Raw genomic sequence first — 26,639 nt, 5'->3', positions numbered from 1 at the left:
TCAGAGGTCGAATGCCGCTTTCAGGATCTTCACCAGACGTTCGGCACCTGTTCGATCCAGTTGAAACGACTGACTTATCTTACCTGGCATTTCGCGACTGGTGCGGCCGTAGGTGTCGATCTGGACTAGGGTCCGGCCATCACGTTCAATGACGCAGTATTTGGCGCTGATCTCCTCGTGAAGAGACACGCGCTCTTTGGCCGTCTCCTCAAAGGATCGAATTAGCGCCAAGCTGCACAGCCTCAGTTGTCGAGGAAGCTGCGGAGCTTCCGCGAGCGGCTCGGGTGCTTGAGCTTGCGGAGCGCCTTCGCCTCGATCTGGCGGATGCGCTCGCGCGTCACCGAGAACTGCTGGCCGACCTCCTCGAGGGTGTGGTCGGTGTTCATGCCGATGCCGAAACGCATGCGCAGAACGCGCTCCTCGCGGGGCGTGAGCGAGGCCAGGACGCGGGTCGTGGTCTCGCGCAGATTGCTCTGGATCGCGGCGTCGATCGGCAGGATCGCGTTCTTGTCCTCGATGAAGTCGCCGAGGTGAGAATCCTCCTCGTCGCCGATCGGGGTTTCGAGCGATATCGGCTCCTTGGCGATCTTGAGGACCTTGCGGACCTTCTCGAGCGGCATGGCGAGCTTCTCGGCCAGCTCCTCCGGGGTCGGCTCGCGGCCGATCTCGTGCAGCATCTGGCGCGAGGTGCGGACGATCTTGTTGATCGTCTCGATCATGTGGACCGGGATGCGGATGGTGCGCGCCTGGTCCGCGATCGAGCGGGTGATCGCCTGCCGGATCCACCACGTCGCGTAGGTCGAGAACTTGTAGCCGCGGCGGTACTCGAACTTGTCGACCGCCTTCATCAGGCCGATGTTGCCCTCCTGGATCAGGTCCAGGAACTGCAGGCCGCGGTTGGTGTACTTCTTGGCGATCGAGATCACGAGGCGGAGGTTCGCCTCCACCATCTCCTTCTTCGCCTGCCGGGCCTCACGCTCGCCCTTCTGCACCATCTGGACGATGCGGCGGAACTCCTGGATCTCCAGGCCGGTCTCGGTCGCGAGGTTATGGATGTCGCCGCGGATGTCCTTGACGAGATCCTTCTCGGCCGCGACGAAGCCCTTCCAGCCCTTCGTGCCGAGGTTGGCGACCCGACGGATCCAGTTCGGGTCGAGTTCGTAGCCCTGGTACTGCTTCAGGAAGTCCAGCCGATCGACGCCGAAGCTCTCGGCGAGACGCATCAGCCGGCCCTCAAGCGCCACCAGCCGCTTGTTGATGTCGTAGAGCTGCTCCACCAGCGAGTCGATGCGGTTCTGGTTGAGCGACAGCGACTTCACGTTGACGACGATGTCGTCCTTGAGCTTCTTGTATTTGCGGTCCTGCGCGGGCGACAGGGTGCGGTTCTGCAGCCGGTTCTCGACGTTCTGGTCCTGCAGGCGGCGCAGCTTCTTGTAGTCGTCAGCGATGGCGTCGAAGGTCGCCACGACCTTCGGCTTCAGCTCGGTCTCCATCGCGGAGAGCGAGACATTGTTCTCCATGTCGTCGTCGTCGACGTCGCTCTCGGGCGCCGCGGCCTCGGAGGCCTCCGCCTCTTCGCCTTCGCCGTCCGTCTGCGTCGCGTCGGCTCGGGTCTCCGGACCGGCGTAGGTCGCCTCGAGATCGATGATCTCGCGGAGCAGAATCTTGCCTTCGTTGAGCTCGTCACGCCAGATGATGATGGCCTGGAACGTGAGCGGGCTCTCGCAGAGCCCGGCGATCATGGCCTCGCGGCCCGCCTCGATGCGCTTGGCGATCGCGATCTCGCCTTCGCGCGACAACAGCTCGACCGAGCCCATCTCGCGCAGATACATGCGGACGGGATCGTCGGTGCGATCGGTCGGCTCGGCCTTCTGGGTGACAGCGACCGCCGAGGCGCGCGGGCTGCTCTCGACGAGTTCGCCGCCCTCGGGCTCGTCTTCGTCGGACGCCCCTTCCTCGCGCTCCGTCTTTTCCTCGGCTTCCTCCGAGTCCACCACATTGATGCCCATCTCGTTGAGCATCGACATGATGTCCTCGATCTGATCGGCCGTATTCTGGTCCGACGGCAGAACGTCGTTCAGTTCGTCATTGGTGACGTAGCCGCGCTTCTTCGCGGCCTTGATCATGCGCCGGACGGCCTGATCATTGAGATCGAGCAGGGGACCAGCTTCGGCCTCCGGCGCGCTCGTCTCGGTTTCGTCCTTCGCCTGCAGTTTGGTCGCCATTCGTCCAATCTCCGCGCCAGACCGCGCCGCCCGGCCACGCAATAACCGCCCCCGGCGTCCCGGCGGCGGCGAATCAGTGTCGCTTAAAAGGTAAAGCAGAGCAGCCTTACGCCCACTTTAACCCTGGAGGAACCTCGCCATAAACCACGGGCCGCCACGTAGCGAGTCCCACGGCGGCGGCTCCATCTGTCACATCGGCCGCACCGCGCGACCCGAAGCGCCGCCGAAGCCGTCAATCGACGCTTCAGAGCCTTCCGCTGTGGAAAGCTGACGCTGAATCTCCACGATGCGGCGGAAATTCGTGTCCGTGAATTCGCGCCCGAATTCCTGCTCCGCCTCGCGGAGCTCTCTATGTAACGCCCGGACCTTGTTATGCAAGGCGGCCGCGTGCCGCCACGCCAAGCCCACGTCGGCAGGATCCGCCTCGTCGCCCACCCACCAATCGCCCGGCAAGAGCGCCGCGCGCGCCCGCTCAAGGAGCGGAGCGAGGCCCGCCGCGTCGAGCTCCTGGACGATCGCCTCCCGTTCAAGCGCGCCGTGGGCGTAGGCGTCCAGAACGGCCGTCCGCAGCTTGGCGAGCTCACGGCTCGTGAGCTCCAGCTCCGCGAAGGCTTCCGCCAGCTGGTCGAGCAGCGCCGGGTGATTGGCGATGGCGAGCACGAGCGCAACCTCGCGCGACTGGAGCCGCCCCGAGGGGCCCGCCACCGCTGAACTCTTCCGCAGGCCTGCCGAGGCGGCGAGCGGCGCCGCAGGTTCGCGCCAGGCCCGGTCCGTCCTACCCCGGCGGCCCTGCGGCCGCGGGCCCTGCCGCCGCTGCGCAGGCGCGGAACGACCGAACCGCGCCAGCCGGTCCTCGATCGCGGTGCGGTAGTGGCGCCGGACCGTTTCGTCCCGGATCGCCGCGAGCGCCTCGTGCAGGCGCCGCTCGAACGCCGCGGCCCGCTCGGGCGTGTCCGTCGGCCCGGCGTCGAGCTCCCGCGCCCATAGGACGTCGACCAGGGGCGCTGCGGCGGAGAGCGCCGCGTCCACCGCTTCCCGGCCCTCGGCGCGAACCAGATCGTCCGGGTCCTGACCCTCGGGAAGGAAGGCGAAGCGCAGCGAGCGCCCCGGCTGGAGCAACGGCAACGCGGTCTCCACCGCGCGGAAGCCCGCCCGTCGTCCGGCCTTGTCTCCGTCGAAGCAGAGGATCGGCTCCGGCGCCATGCGCCAGAGCAGCTCGATCTGCTCGGCGGTCAGCGCGGTGCCGAGGGGCGCGACGACATGCTCCACGCCGGCGGCCGAGAGCGCGATGACGTCGATATAGCCCTCGACGGCGACGACCGATTCAGCCTTGTGCGCGGCGGCTCGCGCGCGATGGTGGTTGTAGAGCGTGGCTCCCTTGTGAAACAGCGGGGTTTCCGGGGAGTTCAGGTACTTGGCCGGCGCGTCGGCCTGCATGGCCCGGCCGCCGAAGGCGATGATGCGGCCCCGCACGTCCTGGATCGGGAAGATCACGCGGTCGCGAAAGCGGTCGAACGGCTCCGGCACGTCGTCGCCGGCGACGAGCAGACCGGCCTCGACCATGTCGGCGACCGAGACCCCCTGCTGGCGCAGGCGCCCCTTGAGCGCGCCTCGATCATTCGGGGCGTAGCCGACGCGGAAGTTGGCCTGGGTCTGCGGGCTCATGCCCCGGCTCGCCAGATAGCCGCGCGCGGCGGCGCCCGCCCTGCCCTGCAGCTCCGCCTCGAAGAACCGCGCCGCCATCTCCATGATCTCGACGAGACCCGCGCGACGCTCCTGCCGGCGCTCCTCTTCCGGCGAGTCCTTCGGCAGCGGCACGCCGGCCATCTCCGCGATCTGCGCGACCGCGTCGGGGAACGACAGTCCCTCGACTTCCATCAGGAACTTGAAGACGTCCCCGTGCTTGCCGGACGAGAAGCAGTGATAGAAGCCCTTCTGATCGTTGACGAAGAAGGACGGCGTCCGCTCCTGATTGAACGGCGAGAGCCCGGCGAACTCCCGCCCCTGCCGCTTCAGCTTCACGCGACGGCCCACGACCTCCGAGACCGGAAGGCGCTGGCGCAGTTCGTCGAGGAAGGAAGGGCTGAAGCGCATCGCGCAGGGATCGTTCCGGAGGGTGACCAATCGGCGATAATACAACGTGCGGCGCGAGTCGCGGACGGCGCGCTCAACGCCGCCCGTAATTCACAGGGCTGGCGGGAGCGGGGGTCGGCGGCTCCGCGCCGCCGGACTGATTGACACCGCCCCCCTCTCCCTCTAGAGAACGGCCTCGTCGCGCGGGGCCAAAAAGCCCCGCGTCGGCGTTTTGCGCACCCGTGGTCCGGCGTTCTCGCGACGCTTGGACCTGTCGGCGCCCGAGAGGGCGCAGCAGGAGGGCGCGTTCCTCAACCTGTCACAGGAGGACGCGATGTCGAAGCGGCACGCCTCGAAGTACAAAATTGATCGCCGCATGGGCGAGAGCATCTGGGGTCGCCCGAAGAGCCCCGTGAACCGCCGTGAGTACGGCCCCGGCCAGCATGGCCAGCGCCGCAAGGGCAAGCTGTCCGACTTCGGCGTCCAGCTGCGCGCCAAGCAGAAGCTCAAGGGCTACTACGGCTCGATCTCCGAGAAGCAGTTCCGCCGGATCTACGCCGAGGCGACCCGCCTCAAGGGCGACACCTCCGCCAACCTGATCGGCCTGCTGGAGCGCCGTCTCGACGCGGTGGTCTACCGCGCCAAGTTCGTCCCGACCCCCTTCGCGGCCCGCCAGTTCGTGAACCACGGCCACGTCCGGGTGAACGGCCGCCGCGTGAACATCCCGTCCTACCTCGTGAAGGTCGGCGACGTGATCGAGGTGAAGGAAAGCTCGAAGCAGCTCGCCATCGTGATCGAGGCCGCCGCCTCCGGCGAGCGCGACGTGCCGGACTATCTCGAGGTCGATCACAACAAGATGACCGCGAAGTATGTCCGCATCCCGGTGCTCACCGAGGTGCCCTACCCGGTCCACATGGAGCCGAACCTGGTCGTCGAGTTCTACTCGCGCTGACGGGTTCTTCCTGACGAATTCGAAGGCCGCCTCCGGGCGGCCTTTTTCGTTAGACGGTCGCGGTCTGCTGGCCGAGGCGCACCAGGACGATCTCCGGCGGGACGCCGAAGCGGACCGGCAGGCCGCTCATCCCGATGCCGCCTGAGACGATCAGGTGTCGGTCGTCCTCCACGATGTGGCCGTAGCGGAACCGCCCGCCATAGGCGGAGGGGATGAACGGGTTCCTAAGATGCGGGATGTGGACCTGCCCGCCATGGGTGTGCCCCGAGAGCGTCAGCGACACCCGCGCCGGCACCTCGGTGAAGATGTCCGGCTCATGGGCGAGCAGCAGCGCGGGATCGTCGGTCTTCAGCTGGGCGAGAGTGCCCGGCAGGTCGTCCTCGCCGCGGAAGCCGCCGCGCTTCAGCCAATGAGCGAGCTGGTCGCCGAGACCGCACAGCCAGAAGCGCCTGCCCGCATGCTCGATCAGCTCGGCCTCGTTCGACATCACCCGGATGCGGGCGCCGTCGAGCGCGCGCCGGATCTCGTCGGCGTTGTGCCACCAGTCGTGATTGCCGAGGACGGTGTAGAGGCCGAGAGGCGCCGAGAGGTCCGCATAGGCCGCCGCCCATTCGCGCGGCGGCACCCGCCGCGCAGCGATCTTCCGGGACGTCGCCTCATGGTCGCCGAGATGGACGATCAGATCGGGCTTCAGCCGGTTGACCGTCTCGACGATCCGCTGCACCCGGCCGATCGGCACGTAGGGTTCGCAGACATGCACGTCCGCGATCACCGCGATCGTCAGCGGCAGATCCGCCGGCCAGCCTGGGGGCGTCAGCCGGTACTCGGTGACGTCGAGCATCAGAGACGGCTCGATCAGCCCCGCATAGGCCCCGCCCGCGGCGGAGACCAGGAAGCCCGCGCTGCCGGCGGTGAGCAAAGCGCGGCGGGTGACGAGCGGCATCACGGTCGTTTCGGTTCAGGGGCGGGAGGCAGGTGACCTATGGCGCCGGGCGGGACGCCGGTCCAGTCACGGCCGGCGGAGCGGTTAACCAGTCGCTCTCGAGCGGCCACGGCGGACCGAACGGCCCTGACTCGTCTGCTCCGGAGCGGCGGCCTGAACAAGAAAACGCCCGGCGGTTGAGCCGGGCGTTTTCTGGATGGTCAGGATCTTTCAGGCGGCGGGCTGCTTGACCGCGACGCCTGCCTGCTTGAGGTGGCTCTGCAACTCGCCGGCCTGGAACATCTCGCGCACGATGTCGCAGCCGCCGATGAACTCGCCCTTGACGTAGAGCTGCGGGATCGTCGGCCAGTTCGAGAACTCCTTGATGCCGTTACGCATCTCGTCGCTCGCGAGGACGTTGACCCCCGCATACGGCACGCCGAGATAGTCGAGGATCTGCACGACCTGACCGGAGAACCCGCACTGTGGGAACTGCGGCGTGCCCTTCATGAAGAGCACCACGTCATTGGAAGCGATCGCGTCGGCGATCTGCTGCTGTGCGCTCATAATACGTAGCCTTTCGCTGTGTCGGGCTCCGGCGCCGGGCCCGCGCTGGTCTGCAGCGCAAGCGCGTGAAGCGCCCCGCCCATCTGACCTTTCAACGCCTGATATACGATCTGGTGCTGCTGCACGCGGCTTTTGCCGCGAAAAGCCTCCGAGACCACCGTCGCCGCATAATGATCGCCGTCGCCGGCGAGGTCGCGGATCGTCACCTGCGCGTCGGGCAGCGCGTCGCGGATCAGGCGCTCGATCTCGCGTGCGTCCATCGGCATCTGGTCGGAGCCTCCTCAGTCCGCGGGCGCGGCGTCGATCGCCGGGCCGGCCATGTAGCGCGGGAACCAACCTTCGTGGGACTCGCGCAGTTCGTTCAGGAGGATGGGGGCTTCGTCGCCGGGAATCAATCGGTCGCCGCCCGTGGTCCCGATCCGCGTGGCCGTCACTCCGGCGGCGCTCGCCGCGTCGATCACCATCCCGGCGCGATCCTCCGGGACGGTGACGAGGTAGCGACCCTGATCCTCGCCGAAGAAGTAGCCGTGGGCGGGCGCGCCCGGATGAGCGCCGTCGAGCCTCGCGCCGATGCGGCCGGCGAGCGCCATCTCGGCGACCGCGACAAGAAGCCCGCCGTCCGAGACATCGTGGACAGCGGTCGCGACGCCGGCCGAGATCATGCTGCGGACGAAGTCGCCATTGCGCTTCTCCGCCGCGAGATCGACCGGTGGGGGCGCGCCCTCCTCCCGGCCGGCGACCAGCCAGAGCCAGCAGGAGCGGCCGAGCCAGCCCTTGGAGTCGCCGATCAGCAGGACGGCCTCGCCCTCCCGCTTGAAGGCGAGCGTCGCGCTCTTGGCCACGTCGTCGAGCAGGCCGACGGCGCCGATGGTCGGGGTCGGCAGGATCGCGCGACCCTGGGTCTCGTTGTAGAGGGACACGTTGCCGGACACGACCGGGAAGTCGAGCGCCCGGCAGGCCTCCCCGATGCCTTTGATGCAGCCCACCAGCTGGCCCATGATCTCGGGCCGCTCGGGATTGCCGAAGTTCAGATTGTCGGTCACGGCGAGCGGGGTCGCGCCCACGGCGGTGAGGTTGCGCCACGCCTCGGCGACCGCCTGCTTGCCGCCCTCGAACGGATCAGCCTCGCAGTAGCGCGGCGTCACGTCGGCGGTGAACGCAAGCCCCTTGCGGCCGCCCTCGACGCGGATCACCGCGGCGTCGCCGCCGGGCTTCTGGACTGTGTCGCCGAGGATGATGTGGTCGTACTGCTCCCACACCCAGCGCCGGGAGGAGAGCTCCGCCGAGCCCATCAGCGTCAGCAAAGCCTCGCGGGTGTCGCAGGGCGCGTCCACGTTCGCGACCGCGACCTGCTGCTGCCTCGGCGTTTCGGTCCACGGACGGTCGTATTCCGGGGCCTCGTCGCCGAGCTCCTTGATCGGGAGGTCGGCCTTGAGCTCGCCGTTCAGATAGACCTTGAAGCGGAGATCGTCCGTGGTGTGGCCGACGACGGCGAAGTCGAGGCCCCACTTGGTGAAGATCGCGCGGGCCACATCCTCCTTTTCGGGATGCAGCACCATGAGCATGCGCTCCTGGCTCTCCGAGAGCATCATCTCGTAGGCCGTCATGCCCTCCTCGCGGGTGGGCACGTTCTCGAGGTCGAGCCGGATGCCGAGGTCGCCCTTGGCGCCCATCTCCACGGCCGAGCAGGTGAGGCCCGCGGCGCCCATGTCCTGAATCGCGACGACTGCGCCGGAGGCCATCAGCTCCAGGCAGGCCTCGAGCAGCAGCTTCTCCGCGAACGGATCGCCGACCTGCACGGTCGGGCGCTTCTCTTCGGACGACTCGTCGAATTCCGCCGACGCCATGGTGGCGCCGTGGATGCCGTCCCGGCCGGTCTTCGAGCCGAGATAGACGACGGGCAGGCCGACGCCGGTGGCCTTGGCGTAGAAGATGCCGTCCGCCTTGGCGAGGCCGACCGCCATGGCGTTGACCAGGATGTTGCCGTCATATCGGCTGTGGAAGCCGACGAGGCCGCCGACCGTCGGGACGCCGAATGAGTTGCCATAGCCGCCGACGCCGGCGACGACGCCGGACACCAGGTGGCGGGTGCGGGGATGTTCCGGGGAGCCGAACCGAAGCGCGTTCAATGCCGCCACAGGCCGCGCGCCCATGGTGAAGACGTCGCGCAAGATGCCGCCGACCCCGGTCGCCGCGCCCTGATAGGGCTCGATGAACGAGGGATGGTTGTGGCTCTCCATCTTGAAGACCACGGCTTCGCCGTCGCCGATGTCGACCACGCCCGCATTCTCGCCCGGGCCCTGGATGACGCGCGGCCCGGAGGTCGGCAGCGTCTTGAGCCAGATCTTCGAGCTCTTGTAGGAGCAGTGCTCGTTCCACATCGCCGAGAAGATGCCGAGCTCGGTGAAGCTCGGCTCCCGGCCGATGAGCTTCAGGATCCGCTCGTATTCGTCCGGCTTGAGCCCGTGGGCGGCGACGAGTTCGGGCGTGATTGCGGGCTCGGACGTCGGCATCGGACTCGCGGGCTGAGGCTGGGAAAGGTGAGGTCTTGCTACGCCAATGGGGCCCGGCGCGCTAGTGCGCGGAGTCGAGCCGGCCGATCATCGCCATCGCGGCGGCCGGATTGCGGACCTTTGCCCCGGAGATGAAGAAGGCGAACACGTCGCGCGGCTGCTTCTTCGGCTTGTCGCCGGTCAGCGCAGGCAGATCCGCCGGCTGGCCGCCTCTCGCATAGGTCTCGAGGCGAGGCGCCCAGGCGTCGAGATCTTCCGCGGGATAGCCGCCCTCGAGCTCCTCCTGGGCGCGTTCGAGGCGCAGATAGACGAACTCGGCGGTGACGTCGGCGATCATCGGGTGGTCCGGATCATCGAGGACCACCTGCGTGACCTCGGCATCGGCGGCCCTGAGCAGGTCGACGAAGGCCGGATCGGCGAAGCTCTCGTGGCGCGCCTCGATGGCGTGGCGGAGGCGCACGCCGCCGCGCTCGCGCGGCAGCAGCTTGAGGAAGCCTTCTATGTCGGCCGGGTCGAAGCGCTTGGTCGCAGGAAACTGCCAGACGATGGGGCCGAGCTTGGGGCCCAGCTCCGTCACGCCGCCGCCGAGAAAGCGCTCGATCGACTCCGCGCCTTCGGTCAGCACGCGGCGCTGGGTCGCGAAGCGCGGACCCTTCACGGAGAACACGAAGCCCTCCGGCGTCTCCGCCGCCCATTTGCGGAAGCTCTCTGGCTTCTGCGCGCCGTAGAAGGTGGCGTTGATCTCGATCGCCGTCAGGCGTTCGGCCGTGTAGGCGAGCTCGCGCTTCTGCGGCAGGTCGGCGGGATAGAACACGCCGCGCCAGGGCTCGTAGGTCCAGCCGCCGATCCCGACCCGGATCGCGCCGGCCGCCATCACGCCGCCTGAGCCAGCCCGGCGAACAGCTTGGCGCCGTCCGTGCCGCCGACCGCGGCGTCGATCAGGTTCTCGGGGTGCGGCATCATGCCGAGCACGTTCAGCTTCTCGGAGTAGATCCCGGCGATGTCGTTGAGCGAGCCGTTGCGGTTGGCGTCGCCGCCGACATTGCCCTCGGCGTCGCAGTACCGGAAGGCGACGCGGCCGTCCCCTTCGAGCCGCGCCAGCGTCTCGGCGTCGGCGAAGTAGTTGCCCTCGCCATGCGCCACGCACACCTCGATCGTCTGCCCGGGCTGATAGGCGCGGGTGAAGGCGGTGTCGGCGCGTTCGACCTTCAGATGCTGAAGATGGCAGATGAAGCGCAGATTGGCGTTGCGGGTCAGGATCCCCGGCAGCAGGCCGGCCTCGACGAGGATCTGGAAGCCGTTGCAGATGCCGAGCACCAGGCCGCCGCGCGCGGCGTGCGCCCGCACCGCGTCCATGATCGGCGCGCGCGCCGCGATCGCGCCGCAGCGCAAATAGTCGCCATAGGAGAAGCCGCCCGGCAGCACGACGAGGTCGGTGCCCGCCGGCAGCTCGGTCTCCGCATGCCACACCAGCTTCGGCTCCTGGCCGGAGCCCGCCTTGAGGGCGCGGACGACGTCCCGCTCGCGGTTCGAGCCGGGGAAGACGAGTACGGCGGCGTTCACGGCGGTCTCCGGCGGCGGCTTACTTGGTGATCTCGAGCGAGGCGATCACCTGCTCGATCTTGGGGAGATGCGTCGTCCACTTGTCGGCGGGAGCGACGCAGTTGAAGGCGACCTCGTGGCCCTCGGCCGCGACCATGAACAGCCCCGAATGCACCGAGCCCGGCTCCCCGGAGGCCTGAATCTCGCCCCAGAGGCCCTTATGGCCGCCGATCGTCTTCGGCGCGAAGGGGGCGGCCCACTCGGCCTTCATCTCTTTCGGCGTGTGGCCGATCAGGCCGTCGCCGAGCTTCTTCGCCGATTCGGCCGGCACGTCGCCGCCCGGCTTGGCGTCGGCCGCGGCGCGCACCTGGATCATGCAGAACACGCGGTCGCCGCCGCAGTTCTTGTCCGTGCAGGAGACGCCGATCGCCCGCACCGTCTGGAACCGCGCCCATTTCTCGCCGTCCGGCGTCAGGCGGAAGGAGCCCTTCGGGCCGATGATCGGCGTCGACGGCCCGGGCGCCTGGCCGGCGGCCGGCCCTGACGGCTGCTGCTGGCCGCCCGGCCCCGGCGCGGCCCCCTGGGACGGCGCAGGCGCCCCTTGGGCGAAGGCCGGAGAGCAGGCCAGCAGGGCGGCGAAGGCCGCGCTCAGTCGCAGGACAGACGTCATATGGCGTGTTCTCCCTGAGCTTTCCTGGCGCCGCGCGCCCTTGCGGGCGGTCGCGAGCTCAGCCGGCGATCTCGTAGCGGTAGCTCTCGATGACGGTGTTCGCGAGCAGCTTCTCGCACATCGCCTTGAGCGTCGCCTCGGCCTCGGCCCGGTCGCTGGTCGCGAGCTCGACGTCGAACAGCTTGCCCTGGCGCACGCTCTCGACGCCGGCGACGCCGAGCGAGCCGAGGGCCCCCTGGATGGCTTTGCCCTGCGGATCGAGCACGCCGTTCTTGAGCGTGACGGTGACGCGCGCCTTCATTTGGGGCTCCGGATCAGAGATCGGTCAGACGAGCCGTTTAACGAACGAGCGCCGCGATGGCCATATCAAACGACGGAGCGCCACAGGATCGCTCGCCGATGTTTCCGGGCGTGGCGCGCAATCGGCTGCGGGACCTCCTTTGCGGGCGGCCAGGTTCCGCTCGACAATCGTCCTCGTGCAAAGCCGGGGGGCTCCCATGCGCGATTCGCGAACGATCCGATCCTTCCTGGCGGCCGCTTTGATGATGGTCGCGGCATGCGAGGGCGCGGCGGCGCAGAGCGCCCCGTCCCAGGCCATGTCGCGCTATGCGACGTCGATCTACAGCCTGATCCTCATGCATTCGCGGCCGCCGCACGCCAGAATTTCCGTTCCCTACAGCGGAGTGGTCGTGGTCCAGTTCACGGTCGACCGGCAGGGCAAGCTCGTCCGCTGCCGCGCCATCAAGGGCTTCGGCTCCACCACCGTCGATGACGTGGCCAAGCGGATCGTGCGGCGCGCCTCCCAATACTTCCCCGCGCCGCCGCCAGGGGAAATGACCGGCGACGTGGTGACCTTCGCCGTTCCGCTCAGGTTCTGACGCTCCCGCGGAACGCAAAACGCCCCGCCGTCGAGCGGGGCGTTCCGGATATCGGAGGGCGAGGCCGTTCAGTCCTTGGACGTCACCAGCACCGGGCCGCGACCGTTCGGGGTCTCGGATTCGGGCAGGATGCCAAGACGGCGCGCGACTTCGGTGTAGGCCTCGACGAGGCCGCCCATGTCGCGGCGGAAGCGGTCCTTGTCGAGCTTGTCGTTCGACTTGATGTCCCAGAGCCGGCACGAATCCGGCGAGATCTCGTCGGCCACCACGATCCGAACGGTGTCGTTCTCCCAGAGCCGCCCGGTCTCCATCTTGAAGTCGACGAGACGGATGCCGACGCCGAGGAACAGGCCCGACAGGAAGTCGTTGACCCGGATGGCGAGCGCCATGATGTCGTCGATCTCCTGGGGCGTCGCCCAGCCGAACGCGGTGATGTGCTCTTCCGACACCATCGGGTCGTTGAGCGCGTCGTTCTTGTAATAGAACTCGATGATCGAGCGAGGGAGCTGCGTGCCCTCCTCAAGCCCGAGCTTGGTCGCCAGCGAGCCGGCGGCGACGTTGCGCACCACCACCTCGAGCGGAACGATCTCGACCTCGCGGATGAGCTGCTCGCGCATGTTCAGCCGCCGGATGAAATGCGTCGGCACCCCGATGTCGTTCAGATTCTGGAAAATGAACTCGGAGATGCGGTTGTTCAGCACCCCCTTGCCGTCGATCACTTCGTGCTTCTTGGCGTTGAACGCGGTCGCGTCGTCCTTGAAGTGCTGGATCAGGGTGCCGGGCTCGGGGCCCTCATAGAGGACTTTCGCCTTGCCTTCATAGATGCGGCGGCGGCGGTTCATCGGCGTATACCGTGGCTTGAGGAAATCCATAACACCTGCCGGTTGGTCGGGCATGACCGGATGCGGTCGTCGTTCCGGCGCGCGCGCGAATCGGAAGTCGCCGCTGTGAGGCGACGCCGCGCGCGGGCCGGACCCTAGCCGATCAAGGCATCAAGCACAACGATCCGGGTCGGGCGTGAATCCGCGCGGGACCCTCGGGGCGCCCCCGCGCGGGGCGGTTCATGGGGTCATATGGTGGCGACGGCGGCCGCCAAACAGTGCGTCCGGCGCTGCGCGGAAGCGATTCATCGCGCGCCCAGCCGTGATCGCTCCGGCGGCCTCGAGCCGCGGAGTTCTGGCCGTCGCATCGGCGATCCTATGCCTTCGCGCACGCTCGGCGAGAAGAAGCGCCCCGCTCAGGCATAGGGCGCTCTTCTCCCTCCCTCGCGAGAGGCGGAGGGTGGACGGGGCGAAGCCCGGCCGGGTGGGGTGTCTTCGGAACGCCGCCGAACCTCCCCGTCATGCCCGCGCCTTCGCACGGGTATCCACGACTTGCTCAAGCGTGACGGCGAAGGAAGGCGTGGATGCCCGCAAGCGGGCATGACGGCGAGGAGGGCCCGGGTCCGTCGCAGGCCCGAGGACGACGGGCGTCCCACGCGTCCAAGACCCCACCCGACCCCTCGCTGCCGCGAGGGGCCACCCTCCCCACGGCTTCGCCGCGAGGAGGGAGAAGAGGCGTCGCGCTGTGGATGAAGAGCGGTCTTTCCCTCCCTCGCAGAGGGGAGGGTGGACGGGCGAAGCCCGGCCGGGTGGGGTGTTCTCAGGCCGAACCGCCCGAACCTCCGCGTCATACCTGCGCCTTCGCGCGGGTATCCACGACTTGCTCAAGCGTGACGGCGAAGGAAGGCGTGGATGCCCGCACGCCGGCATGACGGCGAGGAGGGCCTGCGGGCCCGGCGCAGGCCCGAGGACGACGGGCGGCTGCGCCCCTACGCCCAAGACCCCACCCGACCCCTCGCTGCCGCAAGGGGCCACCCTCCTCACGGCTTCGCCGCGAGGAGGGAGAAAGAGGCGTCGCGATTGGGGCGAGGATGCTCAGAGCAGCAGGAGGAGCGAGCGGCCTTCGACTTCGATCGGCTCGGGACCAGAAACCTCGCGAGCGTCGTCCTGCGGCTGGCCGGTGTCGACCACGACCCGCCACGCCCCTCCCCCTTCGCGCTCCGGAAGGACGAACGGCACCGGGCCGTCATGCGCGTTGAACGCCAGCACCGCCTCCGCGCCCTCCGGCGTCCTGAGGTGCAGGCCGATGCAGTCCGCGGCCTCGTCGGCCCATTGCTCCGCGGTCTGCTCGCCGCCGCCGGGATTGATCCAGGTGACGCCCATGCCGTCGCGCCAGTTCGCGCGGCGCAGGATCGGGTTGTCGGCGCGCAGCTGGAGCAGGCGCTTGGTGAAGGCGAGCAGAATCTCGTCCTTCTCGTCGAGCTCCCAGTTCACCCAGGAGATCTCGTTGTCCTGGCAGTAGCCGTTGTTGTTGCCGCCCTGGGTGCGGCCGAACTCGTCGCCGGCGAGGATCATCGGCGTGCCGTGGCTGAGCAGCAGCGTCGCGATCAGGTTGCGCTTCTGGCGCTCGCGGACGGCGATGATGCCGGGATCGTCGGTCTCGCCCTCGACGCCGTAATTGTAGCTGCGGTTGTCGCCGTGCCCGTCATTGTTGTCTTCGCCGTTCGCCTCGTTGTGCTTCTCGTTGTAGGAGACGAGGTCGTTCAGCGTGAAACCGTCATGCGCGGTGATGAAGTTCACCCCCGCCCAGGGCCGCCGGCCGCGGAAGTCATAGACGTCGCCCGAGCCGGTGACGCGCGCCGCGAAGTTGCCCAGATGGCCGGCGCCCGACTTCCAGTAATCGCGGACCTCGTCGCGGTACTTGTCGTTCCACTCCGCCCAGCCGGGCGGGAAGCCGCCGACCTGATAGCCGCCCGGGCCGATGTCCCAGGGCTCGCCCACCAGCTTGACGTTCCTGAGCACCGGGTCCTGGCCCACGGCGTCGAAGAAGCCGCCGCGCTGGTCGAAGCCGTGCGGCTCCCGCCCGAGAATGGTGCCGAGATCGAAACGGAAGCCGTCGACGTGGCACTCCTCCACCCAGTACCGCAGGCTGTCGGTCACCATCTGCAGGACGCGCGGATGGCTGGTGTTGACGGTGTTCCCGGTGCCGGTGTCGTTGATGTAATAGCGATGCTCGTCCGGCATCGTGCGGTAGTAGGACAGGTTGTCGATGCCCTTGAACGACAGCGTCGGGCCGAGCTCATTGCCTTCGGCGGTGTGGTTGTAGACCACGTCGAGGATCACCTCGAGGCCGGCGTCGTGGAACCGGCGCACCATGTTCTTGAAGCTCGCGAGCCGCCCCTTGCCCATGTAGCGGCCCATCGGGGCGAAGAAGGCGATGGTGTTGTAGCCCCAGTAGTTCCGCAGCCCCTTGTCGAGCAGATGCTGGTCGTCGAGGAAGGCGTGGACCGGCAACAGCTCGACCGAGGTCACCCCGAGCGCCTTGATGTAGTCCACGACGACGTCCTGGGAGAGCCCGTCGAAGGTGCCGCGCAGCTCCTCCGGCACCCCCGGATGCAGCTTGGTGAAGCCGCGCACATGGGTCTCGTAGAACACCGTCCGGTCCCACGGGACGTCCGGCTTGACGTCGCCCGACCAATCGAAGCTGGGGTCGATCACCTCGCATTTCGGCATGAACGGCGCGCTGTCGCGCTCGTCGAACGTCAGATCCTTGTCCTCGGCGAGGAGATCGTAGCCGAAATGCGCGTCGTTCCAGTCGATCGAACCGACCAGCGACTTCGCGTAAGGGTCGATCAGCAGCTTGTTCGGATTGAAGCGGTGCCCCTCCTCCGGGGCGTAGCGGCCGTGGACGCGGTAGCCGTAGATCTGCCCGGGGCCGACGCCCGGCAGATAGCCGTGCCAGATCTCGTCGGTGTATTCGGGCAGCGTGACCCGCTCGGTCTCGACGCCGTCGGCGTTGAACAGACAGAGCTCCACCCGCTCGGCATAGGCGGAGAACAGCGCGAAATTGGTGCCCTCCCCGTCATAGGTCGCGCCAAGCTGCGTCGGCCGCCCGGCTTCAGCCCGGCGGTCCGTCCTGATATCGGCCATATGGATGTCGCCCCTCTGCGGCGGGCGGAAAGCCGCCTGCCAATCGCAGCCTTCCTAACGGCGAACCCGCGACAGGCGTTCCCGCCCGCCGGACGTTCCGGCTGAAATCATTTGGAGGGCTTGGCCGGCTTCGCCTTGGCGGCCTTGCCGGCGGCGCCGCGGACCGGAGGCGCCGAGACCGCGGGCGTGTCCGCCGGCGACGGCTTCTTCCCCGACGGCTTGGGCTGCATTTTCGGGTCCGCCTTGCCCTTGCCGGCGGCGACCGCCGCCTTCGCGGCGTCGGCGGCGCCGAGCGCGGCCGCCTTCGGCGCCTTGACCGGCTTTTTGTCGGCCTTCTTGTCGGCCTTCTGGACCGCCTTCGGAGCGGGCTCGCCGGCTTCCGCCGCCACCCGACGCTCCGCCTCCAGCCAGTGCTCGCGCTCCTGGCCCTCCGGGCGCCCCGCGTCTTCCCAGAGCCGATAGGCGATTTCCCGAGTTCTGCGTTCGCGGTCCTTCATTCCTGGCTTCCTTCGTGGTGCTCAGGGGTTGTCGGAAAGAACCTCCGACCGATGTGTCGAGTTCCGGGCGGAACCCCGCACAGCATTTCCCGGTTCGAACCACCCTGCCAGTCGCTGAACCAGCCGGAGCCCTTTTTATGCGTGATGACTCTGCCGGAGCCGTCGAGGCGGCCAGGCGGCCCCGGATCGCGATCGAGGCGCTGAGCCCTACGGTCGACGCCGGGCGTTTCCCGGTGAAGACGATCGTCGGCCGGCCCGTCACGGTCGAGGCCGACATTTTCGCCGACGGCCACGACATGCTGCTCGCCGACGTGCTGTGGCGAGGCCCGGACGACCAGGAGTTCCGCCGGGCGCCGATGCGGCTGATCGCGAACGACCGCTGGCGGGCCGTGCTGACGCCCGAGGCGATCGGGCGGCACGAGATCGTCGTCGAGGCCTGGTGGGACGAGTTCGGGACGTTCCGGCGCGACCTGACCAAGAAGCGCGAGGTCGGCCTGGACGTCTCGCTGGAGACCGAGGAAGGCCTGATCCTGCTCGAGAAGCTGGCCTCCGCCGCCCGCCCCGAGGCGGCGCGGCCGCTGGTCGACCTGATCCTGAGGGCGCGCGATTCCGACGTGGCGGACCGGGTGAGCCAGCTGCTCTCGCGGGCGACCCATGAGGCCGCGCTCAGGGCGGACCGGCGCGCCTTCGCCTCGCGCAGCGACTCCTATCCGCTAGAGGTGGAGCGGATCCAGGCGGAGTTCGCGAGCTGGTACGAACTGTTCCCACGTTCCGAGAGCGGCGATCCCAACCGCCACGGCTCGTTCCGCGACGTCATCCGGCGGCTGCCGATGATCCGCGACATGGGCTTCGACGTCCTCTATTTCCCGCCGATCCACCCGATCGGCGAGACCAATCGCAAGGGCCGCAACAACACCCTGACCCCCGGGCCGGCGGATGTCGGCAGCCCCTACGCCATCGGATCGGCCGAGGGCGGCCATGACGCCGTGCATCCGGAGCTCGGCACCATCGAGGATTTCCGCGAGCTGGTCGCGGCCGCCGCGCAGCACGGGCTCGAAATCGCGCTCGACTTCGCGATCCAGTGCTCGCCCGACCATCCCTGGCTCAAGGAGCATCCGGGCTGGTTCGACTGGCGGCCGGACGGCACCATCAAATACGCCGAGAACCCGCCGAAAAAGTACCAGGACATCGTCAACGTCGACTTCTACGCGCCCGACGCGGTGCCCGGCCTGTGGCAGGCGCTGCGCGACGTCGTGCTGTACTGGGTCGAGCAGGGCGTGAAGACCTTCCGGGTCGACAACCCGCACACCAAGTCGTTCGCCTTCTGGGAATGGATGATCGCCGACATCCGCGCCGAACATCCCGACGTGATCTTCCTGGCCGAGGCCTTCACGCGCCCGAAGGTGATGTATCGGCTCGCCAAGCTCGGATACTCGCAGTCCTACACCTACTTCACCTGGCGCAACCACAAGCAGGAAATTCAGGAGTACCTGACGGAGCTGAGCACCGCGGACCCGAAGCATTTCTTCAGGCCGCACTTCTTTGTCAACACGCCTGACATCAACCCGTTCTTCCTGCAGACGTCGGGGCGCGCCGGCTTCCTGATCCGGGCGGCGCTCGCCACCACGCTGTCGGGCCTCTGGGGCATGTACAACGGCTTCGAGCTTTGCGAGGCCGCGCCGCTGCCGGGCAAGGAGGAGTATCTCGACAGCGAGAAGTACGAGATCCGAGTCCGGAACTGGAACCAGCCCGGCAACATCATCACCGAGATCACCCGCCTGAACCGCATCAGGCGCGAGAACCCGGCGCTCCAGACGCACCTCAACGTCCGCTTCTACAACGCGTTCGACGACATGGTGCTGTGCTTCGGCAAGCCGGGCGGCTCGCCGGACGGCGCCCCGCTCGACGAGATGATCCTCGTCCTCATCTCGCTCGATCCGGATTTTGAACGCCACGCGACCTACGAATTGCCGCTTTGGGAGTTTGGTCTTCCCGACCATGGCGCACTGGCCGTGGAGGATCTCATGCGCGGCAATCGTTTCACGCTGACCGGCAAGACCCAATCGGTCTATTTCAACCCCCGGGAAATGCCGTTTCACGTGTGGAGGCTGACCCGCCTCCAGGGAGTCGCTTGATGAATGCGCCCGTGGCCCACGCCGAGCTGACCAAGCCGCGCGGAACCGTCGTCACCCGCGAGGGCGTCGATCCCTTGTGGTACAAGGACGCGATCATCTACCAGTTGCACGTCAAGTCGTTCTTCGACTCGAACGAGGACGGCATCGGCGATTTCCCGGGCCTGATCTCGAAGCTCGACTACATCGCGGGCCTCGGCGTCAGCGTGATCTGGCTTCTGCCGTTCTATCCGAGCCCGCGGCTCGACGACGGCTACGACATCTCCGAATACAAGGGCGTCTCGCCGGACTACGGCACGCTCGCCGACGTGAAGCGCTTCATCCACGAGGCGCATCGGCGGGGCCTGAAGGTCGTCTCCGAGCTCGTCATCAACCACACCTCGGACCAACACCCCTGGTTCCAGCGGGCGCGCAAGGCCAAGAAGGGCTCCGCGCACCGCAACTTCTACGTCTGGTCGGACGACGACACGCTCTACTCCGGAACGCGCATCATCTTCCTCGACACCGAGCGGTCGAACTGGACCTGGGACCCGGTCGCCGGCCAGTATTTCTGGCACCGGTTCTACAGCCACCAGCCCGACCTGAACTTCGAGAACCCTGCCGTGCTGAAGGCCGTGTTCGGGGTGATGAAGTTCTGGCTCGACCTCGGCATCGACGGGCTGCGCCTCGACGCGGTCCCCTACCTGATCGAGCGCGACGGCACCTCCAACGAGAACCTGCCCGAGACCCACGACATCCTGAAGAAGATCAGGGCCGAGCTCGACCGCACCTATCCGGACCGGTTCCTGATCGCCGAGGCCAACATGTGGCCGGAGGACACCAAGGACTATTTCGGCGACGGCGACGAATGCCACATGGCGTTCCACTTCCCGCTGATGCCGCGGATGTACATGGCGATCGCGCGCGAGGACCGCTTCCCGATCACCGACATCATGCGGCAGACGCCGGCGATCCCGGACAACTGCCAGTGGGCGATCTTCCTGCGGAACCACGACGAGCTGACGCTCGAGATGGTCACCGACAAGGAGCGCGACTACCTCTGGAACACCTACGCCTCCGACAAGCGCGCCCGCATCAACCTCGGCATCCGCCGCCGTCTCGCCCCGCTCATGGAGCGCGACCGGCGCCGCATCGAGTTGATGAACTGCCTGCTGCTGTCGATGCCCGGCACGCCGGTGATCTACTACGGCGACGAGATCGGCATGGGGGACAACATCCATCTCGGCGACCGCGACGGCGTGCGCACGCCGATGCAGTGGTCGATCGACCGGAACGGCGGCTTCTCGCGCGCCGACCCGGCGTCGCTGGTGCTGCCGCCGGTGATGGACCCGCTCTACGGCTACTACGCCGTCAATGTGGAAGCGCAGGCCCGCGACCCGCATTCGCTGCTGAACTGGACGCGCCGCATGCTGGCGACGCGGCGACAGCACCCGGCCTTCGGCCGTGGCAGCATCAGGTTCCTGTTCCCGCAGAACCGCCGGGTGCTGGCCTATCTGCGCGAGCACGAAGGCGAGACCATCCTGTGCGTGGCCAATATGGGACGGTCCCCGCAGGCGGTGGAGCTCGAGCTTTCAGAGTTCGCCGGCCGCGTGCCGGTCGAACTGACGGCGGGATCGGTGTTCCCGCCGATCGGCCAGCTGACCTACCTCCTCACCCTCCCGCCATACGGGTTCTACTGGTTCGTCCTCGCCACCGAGGAAGCCCGGCCCGCCTGGCATACCCCGGCGCCCGAACCCATGGCTGACTACGAGACACTCGTGCTGCGCGCAGGCGTGGACGACGCGATGCAGACGGAAGCTCGCAAGACGCTCGAGAGCGCCGTGCTGCCGAGCTATCTGGCGAAACGCCGCTGGTTCTCAGGCAAGGACCAGAAGCAGATCGTGGCGCGGATCAAGGCGCTTTCCCGTCTGCCGGGGGGCGCACAGGAGATCGGCCTGATCGAGGTCGAAGTCACCGGCGGCGCCGAGCCGACGCGCTGGCTGCTCCCGCTCGCGGTGGTCTCGGAGGACGAGCGCCTGTCCGCGCTCGCGAGCCGGCTGGCGCTCGCCCGCGTCCGCCGCGGCCGCGAGGTCCAGCTTCTGACCGACGCCTTCGCGCTGCCGTCCTTCGCATTCGCGATCGGGAGCTCCCTGCGGGAAGGCAAGCGCCTCAAGAGCGGCGAAGGCGAGATCATCTTCGAACGCGCCGCGGGCGTGGAGATTCCGGAGCTGCCCGAGGACGCCGAGATCCACTGGCTCTCGGCCGAGCAGTCCAACTCGTCGCTGATCGCCGGCGACGCGATGATGATCAAGCTGCTCCGCAAGGTCGCCCCCGGCGTCCACCCGGAAGCCGAGATGGGGCGCTACCTGACCGAGCAGGGCTACGGCAACGCCGCGCCCTTCCTGGGCGAGATGGTGCGCGTCGCGGCCGACGGCTCGCGCGCGACGCTCGCGATCATCCAGGGCTATGTCCGCAACCAGGGCGACGCCTGGCAGTGGACGCTCGACCATCTCACCCGCGCCCTCGACGATTTCGGCGCGGCCGGCGGCGGCGACATGTCCGAACACCACCGCTTCACCGAGTTCACGCGGTTCGCCGGCAATCTGGGCGCGCGCCTCGCGGAGCTGCACGGCGTGCTGGCGCGCCCGAGCTCCGAGCCGGACTTCGCGCCGCTGTCCGCCACGACCCGCGAGGTCGAGAGCTGGAAGAAGCGCGCCCTGAGCCTGCTCGAGGGGGCCATGCACGCGCTCGAGGCGCGGTCGGACTGGGAGCGCGAGGAAGACGCCGAGCGCTCGGCGTCGCTCATCAGGCGCAAGGACGCGCTCGAGGCGGCGATCGGGCGGCTGGCGGATACCGGCATCGGCTCCCCGGTGACGCGCATCCACGGCGACCTCCATCTCGGCCAGATCCTCGTCGCGGGCGAGGACGCGGTCTTCATCGACTTCGAGGGGGAGCCGGCCCGGCCCCTCGAGGAGCGACGCGGCAAGGCGAGCCCGCTGCGCGACGTCGCCGGCGTGCTGCGGTCCTTCGACTATGCGGCCGCGATGGTCGGCCGCAACGAGCAGTCGTCTCCGCACGTCTCCGGCGCGCGCCGCGAGGACTTCCTGGAGCGCTTCCGCTCCGACGCGGCCGAAGCCTTCCTCAACGCCTATCGCCAGACCACCCTGGCCGCCGGGCTGCCGCTATCCGTGGAGCTGCTGGACATGTTCCTGATCGAGAAGGCGGCTTACGAGATCGCCTATGAGGCGGCGAACCGGCCGAGCTGGCTCGACGTGCCGCTGGGCGGCCTCCACGCGCTCGCCCAACGGCTCGCTCCCGAGGAAGGAGGCGCGGCATGAGCGTGGCGACGACGTCGCTCAACTCCGGCGCCCTGGCGGCGCTCGCCGATGGAACGCACGGCGATCCCTTCGGAGCGCTCGGCCGGCGTGACGACGGCGACGGACCCTATGTGCGCGCCGTCCTGCCGGGCGCGGCTTCCGTCGAGGTCGTGTCGCGCGATGATCGTCGGCCGCTCGGCGTCCTGCGCGAGATCGAGGGCACTGGCGTGTTCGAGGGCCCGATCTCCGGCGTCGATCCCTATCTGCTGAGGATCGAATGGCCGGGCGGCGTTCAGGAAACCGAGGACCCGTATTCGTTCGGGCTCCTGCTCGGCGACCTCGACCTCCATCTGCTTGGCGAATCCCGGCACTTCGAGCTCGCCTCCGCGCTCGGCGCCAACCCGATGACCATCGACGGCGTCGAGGGCGTGCGCTTCGCGGTCTGGGCGCCCAACGCCCGGCGCGTCTCGGTCATCGGCGACTTCAACTCCTGGGACAGCCGCCGGCACGGCATGCGCCGCCGTCTGCCTTCCGGCGTTTGGGAGATCTTCGTTCCGCGGCTGAGGCCCGGCGAGCGTTACAAGTTCGCGCTGATCGGCCCCGACGGCTCGCGGCTGCCCGACAAGGCCGACCCGATCGCCCGCTCCGCCGAGAAGGCGCCCGGCACCGCCTCGATCGTGGCGTCCGCTGAGCCCTACGCCTGGACGGACCACGAGTGGATGGCGCGACGGGGCGAGCGCCAGGCGCCGGAGGCGCCGCTCAGCTTCTATGAGGTTCATCTCGGCTCGTGGATGAAGCCTAACGGTCGCGAGGTCGACTGGAGCTTCGCGATCGAGAAGCTCATCCCCTACGTGGCCGATCTCGGCTTCACCCATATCGAACTGCTGCCCGTGGCCGAGCATCCGTTCGGCGGCTCGTGGGGCTATCAGCCGCTCGGCCTGTTCGCGCCGACCGGCCGGTACGGCGCGCCCGAGGATTTCGCCCGCTTCGTGGACGCCGCGCATGCGGCCGGCATCGGCGTGGTGGTCGACTGGGTTCCGGCGCATTTCCCGACCGACAGCCACGGCCTCTACCGCTTCGACGGCACAGCGCTCTACGAGCACGCCGACCCGCGCGAAGGCTTCCACATCGACTGGAACACCGCGATCTACAATTTCGGCCGCCGCGAGGTGCAGAACTTCCTGATCGCGAGCGGACTGTTCTGGCTGGAGCGCTTCCACGTCGACGGGCTGCGCGTCGACGCCGTCGCGTCGATGCTCTACCGCGACTACAGCCGCAAGGCCGGCGAGTGGATCCCGAACCAGTATGGCGGGCGCGAGAACCTGGAGGCGGTCGCCTTCCTCCAGCACATGAACGCGGTGGTGCGGGAGCGGGTCCCGAGCGCGATGACGATCGCGGAGGAATCGACGGCGTGGCCCGGCGTCACCCGCCCGACCGAGGAGAACGGACTTGGCTTCCACTACAAGTGGAACATGGGCTGGATGCACGACACGCTGCATTACATGCAGCAGAACCCGATCTACCGTCAGTACGATCATGACGGGATCACCTTCGGGCTGGTCTACGCCTTTTCGGAGAAGTTCGTGCTGCCGCTGAGCCATGACGAGGTGGTGCACGGCAAGGGCTCGCTGCTGGGCAAGATGCCGGGCGACGCGTGGCAGAAATTCGCCAATCTGCGCGCCCTGTACGGCCTGATGTGGACCCATCCGGGAAAGAAGCTGCTGTTCATGGGCGGCGAGATCGCGCAGGGGCGCGAGTGGAACCATGACGACCAGCTCGACTGGCCCGCGCTCGACAACCCCAATCACGCGGGCGTGCAGCGCCTGATCCGCGACCTGAACCGCGTCTACGCGGCGGAGGGCGCCCTGCATGCCAAGGACGCCGAGCCGGCCGGCTTCCGCTGGATGATCGGCGACGATCGCGCCAACTCGGTGTTCGCGTTCTTGCGCTACGGTGAGGCGGGCGCCCCGCCCGTGCTGGTCGTCGCGAACATGACGCCCGTGCCTCGGCACGGATATCGCATCGGCGTCCCGACGGCCGGGGTCTGGCGGGAGATCATCAACACGGATGCGGAGATCTATGGCGGATCCAACGTCGGCAATGGGGGCGCGGTCCCGACCGTCGAGGCCGCCAGCCACGGCGAGCAGCAGGCGCTCGACCTCACGCTTCCGCCGCTTGGCGTCGTGGCGCTCAGGCCCGCCTGACCGCCGGCCGAGCGCTCCGTTCTCCGCTCTTAGAGGGACGAAAGCCGTCCGAGGGGGCGGCTCGTGAGCGGGGTCCTGGAGCCCGGCTCGCCTTACCCGCTCGGGGCGACCTGGGACGGGCTCGGCGTGAACTTCGCGGTGTTCTCCGCGCACGCCGAGCAGATCGACCTCTGCCTTTTCGACCCCTCGGGGCGCCGGGAGATCGCCCGGATGCCCCTGCCGGAGAAGACCGACGAGGTCTTCCACGGCTATCTGCCCGACGCCCGCGCAGGACTGCTCTACGGTTTCCGCGCGCACGGCCCCTACGAGCCGCAGGACGGGCACCGCTTCAACCCGCACAAGCTGCTGCTCGACCCCTACGCCAAGCAGATCGCGGGCGAGGTGCGCTGGTCCGACGCGCTCTACGGCTACCGCCTGCACAGCCCGCGCGCCGACCTGACCATGGACCGGCGGGACAGCGCGCCCGCGATGCCGAAGGCGGTGGTGACCGACGACGTCTTCAACTGGGGAGACGACCGGCCGCCCAACACGCCGTGGAGCGACACCGTCATCTACGAGGCGCATGTCCGCGGCCTGACGATGCTGCGCCAGGACATCCGCGCCCACGAGCGCGGCACCTTCGCGGCGCTGGCGAGCCCGCCGATGATCGAGCACTACAAGCGGCTGGGCGTCACCGCGATCGAGCTTCTGCCGATCCACGCCTTCCTGCAGGACCGCGTGCTCGTCGAGAAAGGCCTGAGGAACTACTGGGGCTACAACACGCTCGGCTTCTTCGCGCCCGAGGCCCGGTATCTTTCCGACGGCTCGCTGAACGAGCTCAAGGTTGCGATTCGCCGGCTGCACGCGGCCGGCCTCGAGGTCATCCTCGACGTCGTCTACAACCACACCGCCGAGGGCAGCGAGCTCGGTCCCACCCTGTCGTTCCGCGGACTCGACAACGCCAGCTACTACCGGCTGATCGAGGGCGAGCCGCGCTACTGCGTAAACGACACCGGCACCGGCAACACCGTGAACCTTTCGCACCCCCGGGTGCTTCAGGTGGTCATGGACAGCTTGCGGTACTGGGTTGAGGCCTACCACGTCGACGGGTTCCGCTTCGACCTCGGGGTGACGCTCGGCCGCGAGGCCCATGGCTTCGATCCCGGCTCGGGCTTCTTCGACGCGTTGCGGCAGGATCCGACCCTCGCCCGGGTCAAGCTGATCTCGGAACCGTGGGACATCGGTCCGGGCGGCTACCAGCTCGGCCACCACCCGCCGGGCTTCGCGGAATGGAACGACAGGTTCCGGGACAGCGTGCGCCGCTTCTGGCGCGGCGACGGCGGCCAGCGCCCCGAGCTCGCCGCGCGGCTCGCCGGCTCCAGCGACCTGTTCGACCGCCGTTCGAGGAAGCCGTGGGCCTCGATCAACTACGTCGCCTCGCATGACGGCTACACGCTGGCCGACGCGACCTCCTACGTCGCGCGACACAACCACGCCAACGGCGAGGAGAACCGCGACGGCCACCACGAGAACTATTCGGCGAACTGGGGCGTCGAGGGCCCGACCTTCGACCCCATCATCCGGACGATCAGAGGCCGTGTGGCGCGCGCCATGCTCACCACCACGATCTTCGCCAACGGCACGCCCATGCTGCTGGCGGGCGACGAGTTCGGCCGCAGCCAGCGGGGCAACAACAACGCCTACGCGCAGGACAACGAGATTTCGTGGATCGACTGGACGCTCGCCGAGGAGGACGAGGGCGCGGCCCTGACGGCCTTCGTCGCCCGTCTGATCGCGCTCCGCAAAGCGCAGCCGGTTCTCCGCTCGAAGAATTTCCTGCACGGGCGGGAGGAGCCGGCGCCGGGCGTGCTCGACATCGCGTGGTTCGACGAGCACGGCGAGCCAATCAGCGCGGAGGCCTGGAACGACCCTGCGGAGCGAACGTTGACGCTCCGCCGCGCCGAGCGCCGCGAGGACGGCTCGACGCCCATTCTCACTCTCATGCTCAATCCGACCGACAAGGACCGCGCGTTCCGGCTGCCCTCTCCGGGCCTGCCCACCTTTCTCCTGATCGACAGCGCCCGGCCCGACGCGCCTGAGCGCGTCGTCGATCGCGAGGTGGTGCAGGTCGCGGCGAAAAGCGCGGTGCTCGGCCTTTCCCTCGTCCCCTCGCCAGAGCCGGGATCCCCGTCCGGCCCATCGGGAGCTTAGCTTTTTG

The 26,639-nt window shown here is 68.3% G+C and carries 20 protein-coding genes; 6 read left to right on the top strand and 14 right to left on the bottom strand.

Annotated elements, in window-relative coordinates; genetic code table 11:
- From GGR24_RS02015 to dnaG, 3 genes are all read right to left on the bottom strand, one after another.
- Nucleotides 1–189: a methionyl-tRNA formyltransferase gene (locus GGR24_RS02015; protein WP_343066164.1), complete on the bottom strand. Its 189-nt coding sequence runs from the start codon at nucleotides 187–189 to the stop codon at nucleotides 1–3.
- 53 nt (nucleotides 190–242) lie between these two features.
- Entirely contained in the window at nucleotides 243–2,225 is a 1,983-nt protein-coding gene (gene rpoD / locus GGR24_RS02010; protein WP_183393617.1) for an RNA polymerase sigma factor RpoD, read from the bottom strand.
- A gap of 189 nt (nucleotides 2,226–2,414) precedes the next feature.
- Nucleotides 2,415–4,319 (bottom strand): DNA primase, encoded by a 1,905-nt coding sequence (dnaG, locus tag GGR24_RS02005; RefSeq protein ID WP_183393616.1) that lies wholly within the window; start codon nucleotides 4,317–4,319, stop codon nucleotides 2,415–2,417.
- Between the two features lie 313 nt (nucleotides 4,320–4,632).
- On the opposite strand from dnaG, the gene rpsD reads away from it, so the two are divergent.
- Nucleotides 4,633–5,250: a 30S ribosomal protein S4 gene (gene rpsD / locus GGR24_RS02000; RefSeq protein ID WP_183393615.1), complete on the top strand. Its 618-nt coding sequence runs from the start codon at nucleotides 4,633–4,635 to the stop codon at nucleotides 5,248–5,250.
- Between the two features lie 49 nt (nucleotides 5,251–5,299).
- On the opposite strand, the gene GGR24_RS01995 is transcribed toward rpsD, so the two are convergent.
- The 8 genes from GGR24_RS01995 to purS all read right to left on the bottom strand — a co-directional run bounded on the left by GGR24_RS01995 (nucleotide 5,300) and on the right by purS (nucleotide 11,765).
- Nucleotides 5,300–6,193, bottom strand: a complete 894-nt coding sequence (locus tag GGR24_RS01995; protein ID WP_183393614.1) for a metallophosphoesterase — start codon at nucleotides 6,191–6,193, stop codon at nucleotides 5,300–5,302.
- Nucleotides 6,194–6,403: 210 nt separating this feature from the next.
- On the bottom strand, nucleotides 6,404–6,739 hold the full coding sequence (gene grxD / locus GGR24_RS01990; RefSeq protein WP_183393613.1) for a Grx4 family monothiol glutaredoxin: 336 nt from the start codon (nucleotides 6,737–6,739) through the stop codon (nucleotides 6,404–6,406).
- Nucleotides 6,736–7,005, bottom strand: a complete 270-nt coding sequence (locus tag GGR24_RS01985) for a BolA family protein (protein ID WP_183393612.1) — start codon at nucleotides 7,003–7,005, stop codon at nucleotides 6,736–6,738. The genes grxD and GGR24_RS01985 overlap by 4 nt, the downstream gene beginning before the upstream one ends.
- Before the next feature lie 15 nt (nucleotides 7,006–7,020).
- A complete protein-coding gene (gene purL / locus GGR24_RS01980; protein WP_183393611.1) occupies nucleotides 7,021–9,252 on the bottom strand; it encodes a phosphoribosylformylglycinamidine synthase subunit PurL in 2,232 nt (743 codons plus the stop codon).
- Between the two features lie 61 nt (nucleotides 9,253–9,313).
- Entirely contained in the window at nucleotides 9,314–10,126 is an 813-nt protein-coding gene (locus tag GGR24_RS01975; RefSeq protein ID WP_183393610.1) for a DUF72 domain-containing protein, read from the bottom strand.
- Nucleotides 10,126–10,815 carry a phosphoribosylformylglycinamidine synthase subunit PurQ gene (gene purQ, locus GGR24_RS01970; RefSeq protein ID WP_183393609.1) on the bottom strand — a complete coding sequence of 230 codons (690 nt, stop codon included), beginning with the start codon at nucleotides 10,813–10,815 and terminating at the stop codon, nucleotides 10,126–10,128. Before purQ ends, GGR24_RS01975 begins: the two co-directional genes overlap by 1 nt.
- Nucleotides 10,816–10,834: 19 nt before the next feature.
- A complete protein-coding gene (locus GGR24_RS01965; protein ID WP_183393608.1) occupies nucleotides 10,835–11,464 on the bottom strand; it encodes a hypothetical protein in 630 nt (209 codons plus the stop codon).
- A 58-nt stretch (nucleotides 11,465–11,522) separates the two neighbouring features.
- Nucleotides 11,523–11,765, bottom strand: coding sequence for a phosphoribosylformylglycinamidine synthase subunit PurS (gene purS, locus GGR24_RS01960; protein ID WP_183393607.1), 243 nt, complete (start codon nucleotides 11,763–11,765; stop codon nucleotides 11,523–11,525).
- A gap of 196 nt (nucleotides 11,766–11,961) precedes the next feature.
- Here purS and GGR24_RS01955 point away from each other — a divergent pair, with 196 nt between their 5' ends.
- Nucleotides 11,962–12,342 (top strand): energy transducer TonB family protein, encoded by a 381-nt coding sequence (locus GGR24_RS01955; RefSeq protein WP_183393606.1) that lies wholly within the window; start codon nucleotides 11,962–11,964, stop codon nucleotides 12,340–12,342.
- Nucleotides 12,343–12,410: 68 nt separating this feature from the next.
- On the opposite strand, the gene purC is transcribed toward GGR24_RS01955, so the two are convergent.
- From purC to GGR24_RS01940, 3 genes are all read right to left on the bottom strand, one after another.
- On the bottom strand, nucleotides 12,411–13,214 hold the full coding sequence (purC, locus tag GGR24_RS01950) for a phosphoribosylaminoimidazolesuccinocarboxamide synthase (protein ID WP_183394438.1): 804 nt from the start codon (nucleotides 13,212–13,214) through the stop codon (nucleotides 12,411–12,413).
- A gap of 1,044 nt (nucleotides 13,215–14,258) precedes the next feature.
- Nucleotides 14,259–16,313 (bottom strand): glycogen debranching protein GlgX, encoded by a 2,055-nt coding sequence (gene glgX, locus GGR24_RS01945; RefSeq protein WP_183393605.1) that lies wholly within the window; start codon nucleotides 16,311–16,313, stop codon nucleotides 14,259–14,261.
- A gap of 107 nt (nucleotides 16,314–16,420) precedes the next feature.
- On the bottom strand, nucleotides 16,421–16,810 hold the full coding sequence (locus GGR24_RS01940; RefSeq protein WP_183393604.1) for a DUF2934 domain-containing protein: 390 nt from the start codon (nucleotides 16,808–16,810) through the stop codon (nucleotides 16,421–16,423).
- Nucleotides 16,811–16,947: 137 nt separating this feature from the next.
- Between GGR24_RS01940 and GGR24_RS01935 the strand changes: the two genes are divergently transcribed.
- The 4 genes from GGR24_RS01935 (at nucleotide 16,948) to glgX (GGR24_RS01920) (ending at nucleotide 26,632) form a co-directional block, all read left to right on the top strand.
- Nucleotides 16,948–18,945: an alpha-1,4-glucan--maltose-1-phosphate maltosyltransferase gene (locus tag GGR24_RS01935; RefSeq protein ID WP_183393603.1), complete on the top strand. Its 1,998-nt coding sequence runs from the start codon at nucleotides 16,948–16,950 to the stop codon at nucleotides 18,943–18,945.
- On the top strand, nucleotides 18,945–22,259 hold the full coding sequence (gene treS / locus GGR24_RS01930; protein WP_183393602.1) for a maltose alpha-D-glucosyltransferase: 3,315 nt from the start codon (nucleotides 18,945–18,947) through the stop codon (nucleotides 22,257–22,259). The genes GGR24_RS01935 and treS overlap by 1 nt, the downstream gene beginning before the upstream one ends.
- A complete protein-coding gene (gene glgB, locus GGR24_RS01925) occupies nucleotides 22,256–24,442 on the top strand; it encodes a 1,4-alpha-glucan branching protein GlgB (RefSeq protein WP_183393601.1) in 2,187 nt (728 codons plus the stop codon). The genes treS and glgB overlap by 4 nt, the downstream gene beginning before the upstream one ends.
- A gap of 63 nt (nucleotides 24,443–24,505) precedes the next feature.
- Nucleotides 24,506–26,632, top strand: a complete 2,127-nt coding sequence (glgX, locus tag GGR24_RS01920; RefSeq protein WP_183393600.1) for a glycogen debranching protein GlgX — start codon at nucleotides 24,506–24,508, stop codon at nucleotides 26,630–26,632.
- Nucleotides 26,633–26,639: the final 7 nt, after the last annotated feature.

It is taken from the genome of Hansschlegelia beijingensis, from assembly GCF_014196425.1.
Classification (GTDB): Bacteria; Pseudomonadota; Alphaproteobacteria; order Rhizobiales; family Methylopilaceae; genus Methylopila; species Methylopila beijingensis.
Note: the sequence above shows the minus strand (reverse complement) of the source record. Positions and strands in the feature narration are given on the sequence as shown.

Bases quoted from the DNA above. Each gene is read 5' to 3' on its own strand.
- rpoD (WP_183393617.1), bottom strand. From the start codon at position 2,225: ATGGCGACCAAACTGCAGGCGAAGGACGAAACCGAGACGAGCGCGCCG.
- dnaG (WP_183393616.1), bottom strand. From the start codon at position 4,319: ATGCGCTTCAGCCCTTCCTTCCTCGACGAACTGCGCCAGCGCCTTCCG.
- rpsD (WP_183393615.1), top strand. From the start codon at position 4,633: ATGTCGAAGCGGCACGCCTCGAAGTACAAAATTGATCGCCGCATGGGC.
- GGR24_RS01995 (WP_183393614.1), bottom strand. From the start codon at position 6,193: ATGCCGCTCGTCACCCGCCGCGCTTTGCTCACCGCCGGCAGCGCGGGC.
- grxD (WP_183393613.1), bottom strand. From the start codon at position 6,739: ATGAGCGCACAGCAGCAGATCGCCGACGCGATCGCTTCCAATGACGTG.
- GGR24_RS01985 (WP_183393612.1), bottom strand. From the start codon at position 7,005: ATGCCGATGGACGCACGCGAGATCGAGCGCCTGATCCGCGACGCGCTG.
- purL (WP_183393611.1), bottom strand. From the start codon at position 9,252: ATGCCGACGTCCGAGCCCGCAATCACGCCCGAACTCGTCGCCGCCCAC.
- GGR24_RS01975 (WP_183393610.1), bottom strand. From the start codon at position 10,126: ATGGCGGCCGGCGCGATCCGGGTCGGGATCGGCGGCTGGACCTACGAG.
- GGR24_RS01965 (WP_183393608.1), bottom strand. From the start codon at position 11,464: ATGACGTCTGTCCTGCGACTGAGCGCGGCCTTCGCCGCCCTGCTGGCC.
- purS (WP_183393607.1), bottom strand. From the start codon at position 11,765: ATGAAGGCGCGCGTCACCGTCACGCTCAAGAACGGCGTGCTCGATCCG.
- GGR24_RS01955 (WP_183393606.1), top strand. From the start codon at position 11,962: ATGCGCGATTCGCGAACGATCCGATCCTTCCTGGCGGCCGCTTTGATG.
- purC (WP_183394438.1), bottom strand. From the start codon at position 13,214: ATGGATTTCCTCAAGCCACGGTATACGCCGATGAACCGCCGCCGCCGC.
- glgX (WP_183393605.1), bottom strand. From the start codon at position 16,313: ATGGCCGATATCAGGACGGACCGCCGGGCTGAAGCCGGGCGGCCGACG.
- GGR24_RS01940 (WP_183393604.1), bottom strand. From the start codon at position 16,810: ATGAAGGACCGCGAACGCAGAACTCGGGAAATCGCCTATCGGCTCTGG.
- GGR24_RS01935 (WP_183393603.1), top strand. From the start codon at position 16,948: ATGCGTGATGACTCTGCCGGAGCCGTCGAGGCGGCCAGGCGGCCCCGG.
- treS (WP_183393602.1), top strand. From the start codon at position 18,945: ATGAATGCGCCCGTGGCCCACGCCGAGCTGACCAAGCCGCGCGGAACC.
- glgB (WP_183393601.1), top strand. From the start codon at position 22,256: ATGAGCGTGGCGACGACGTCGCTCAACTCCGGCGCCCTGGCGGCGCTC.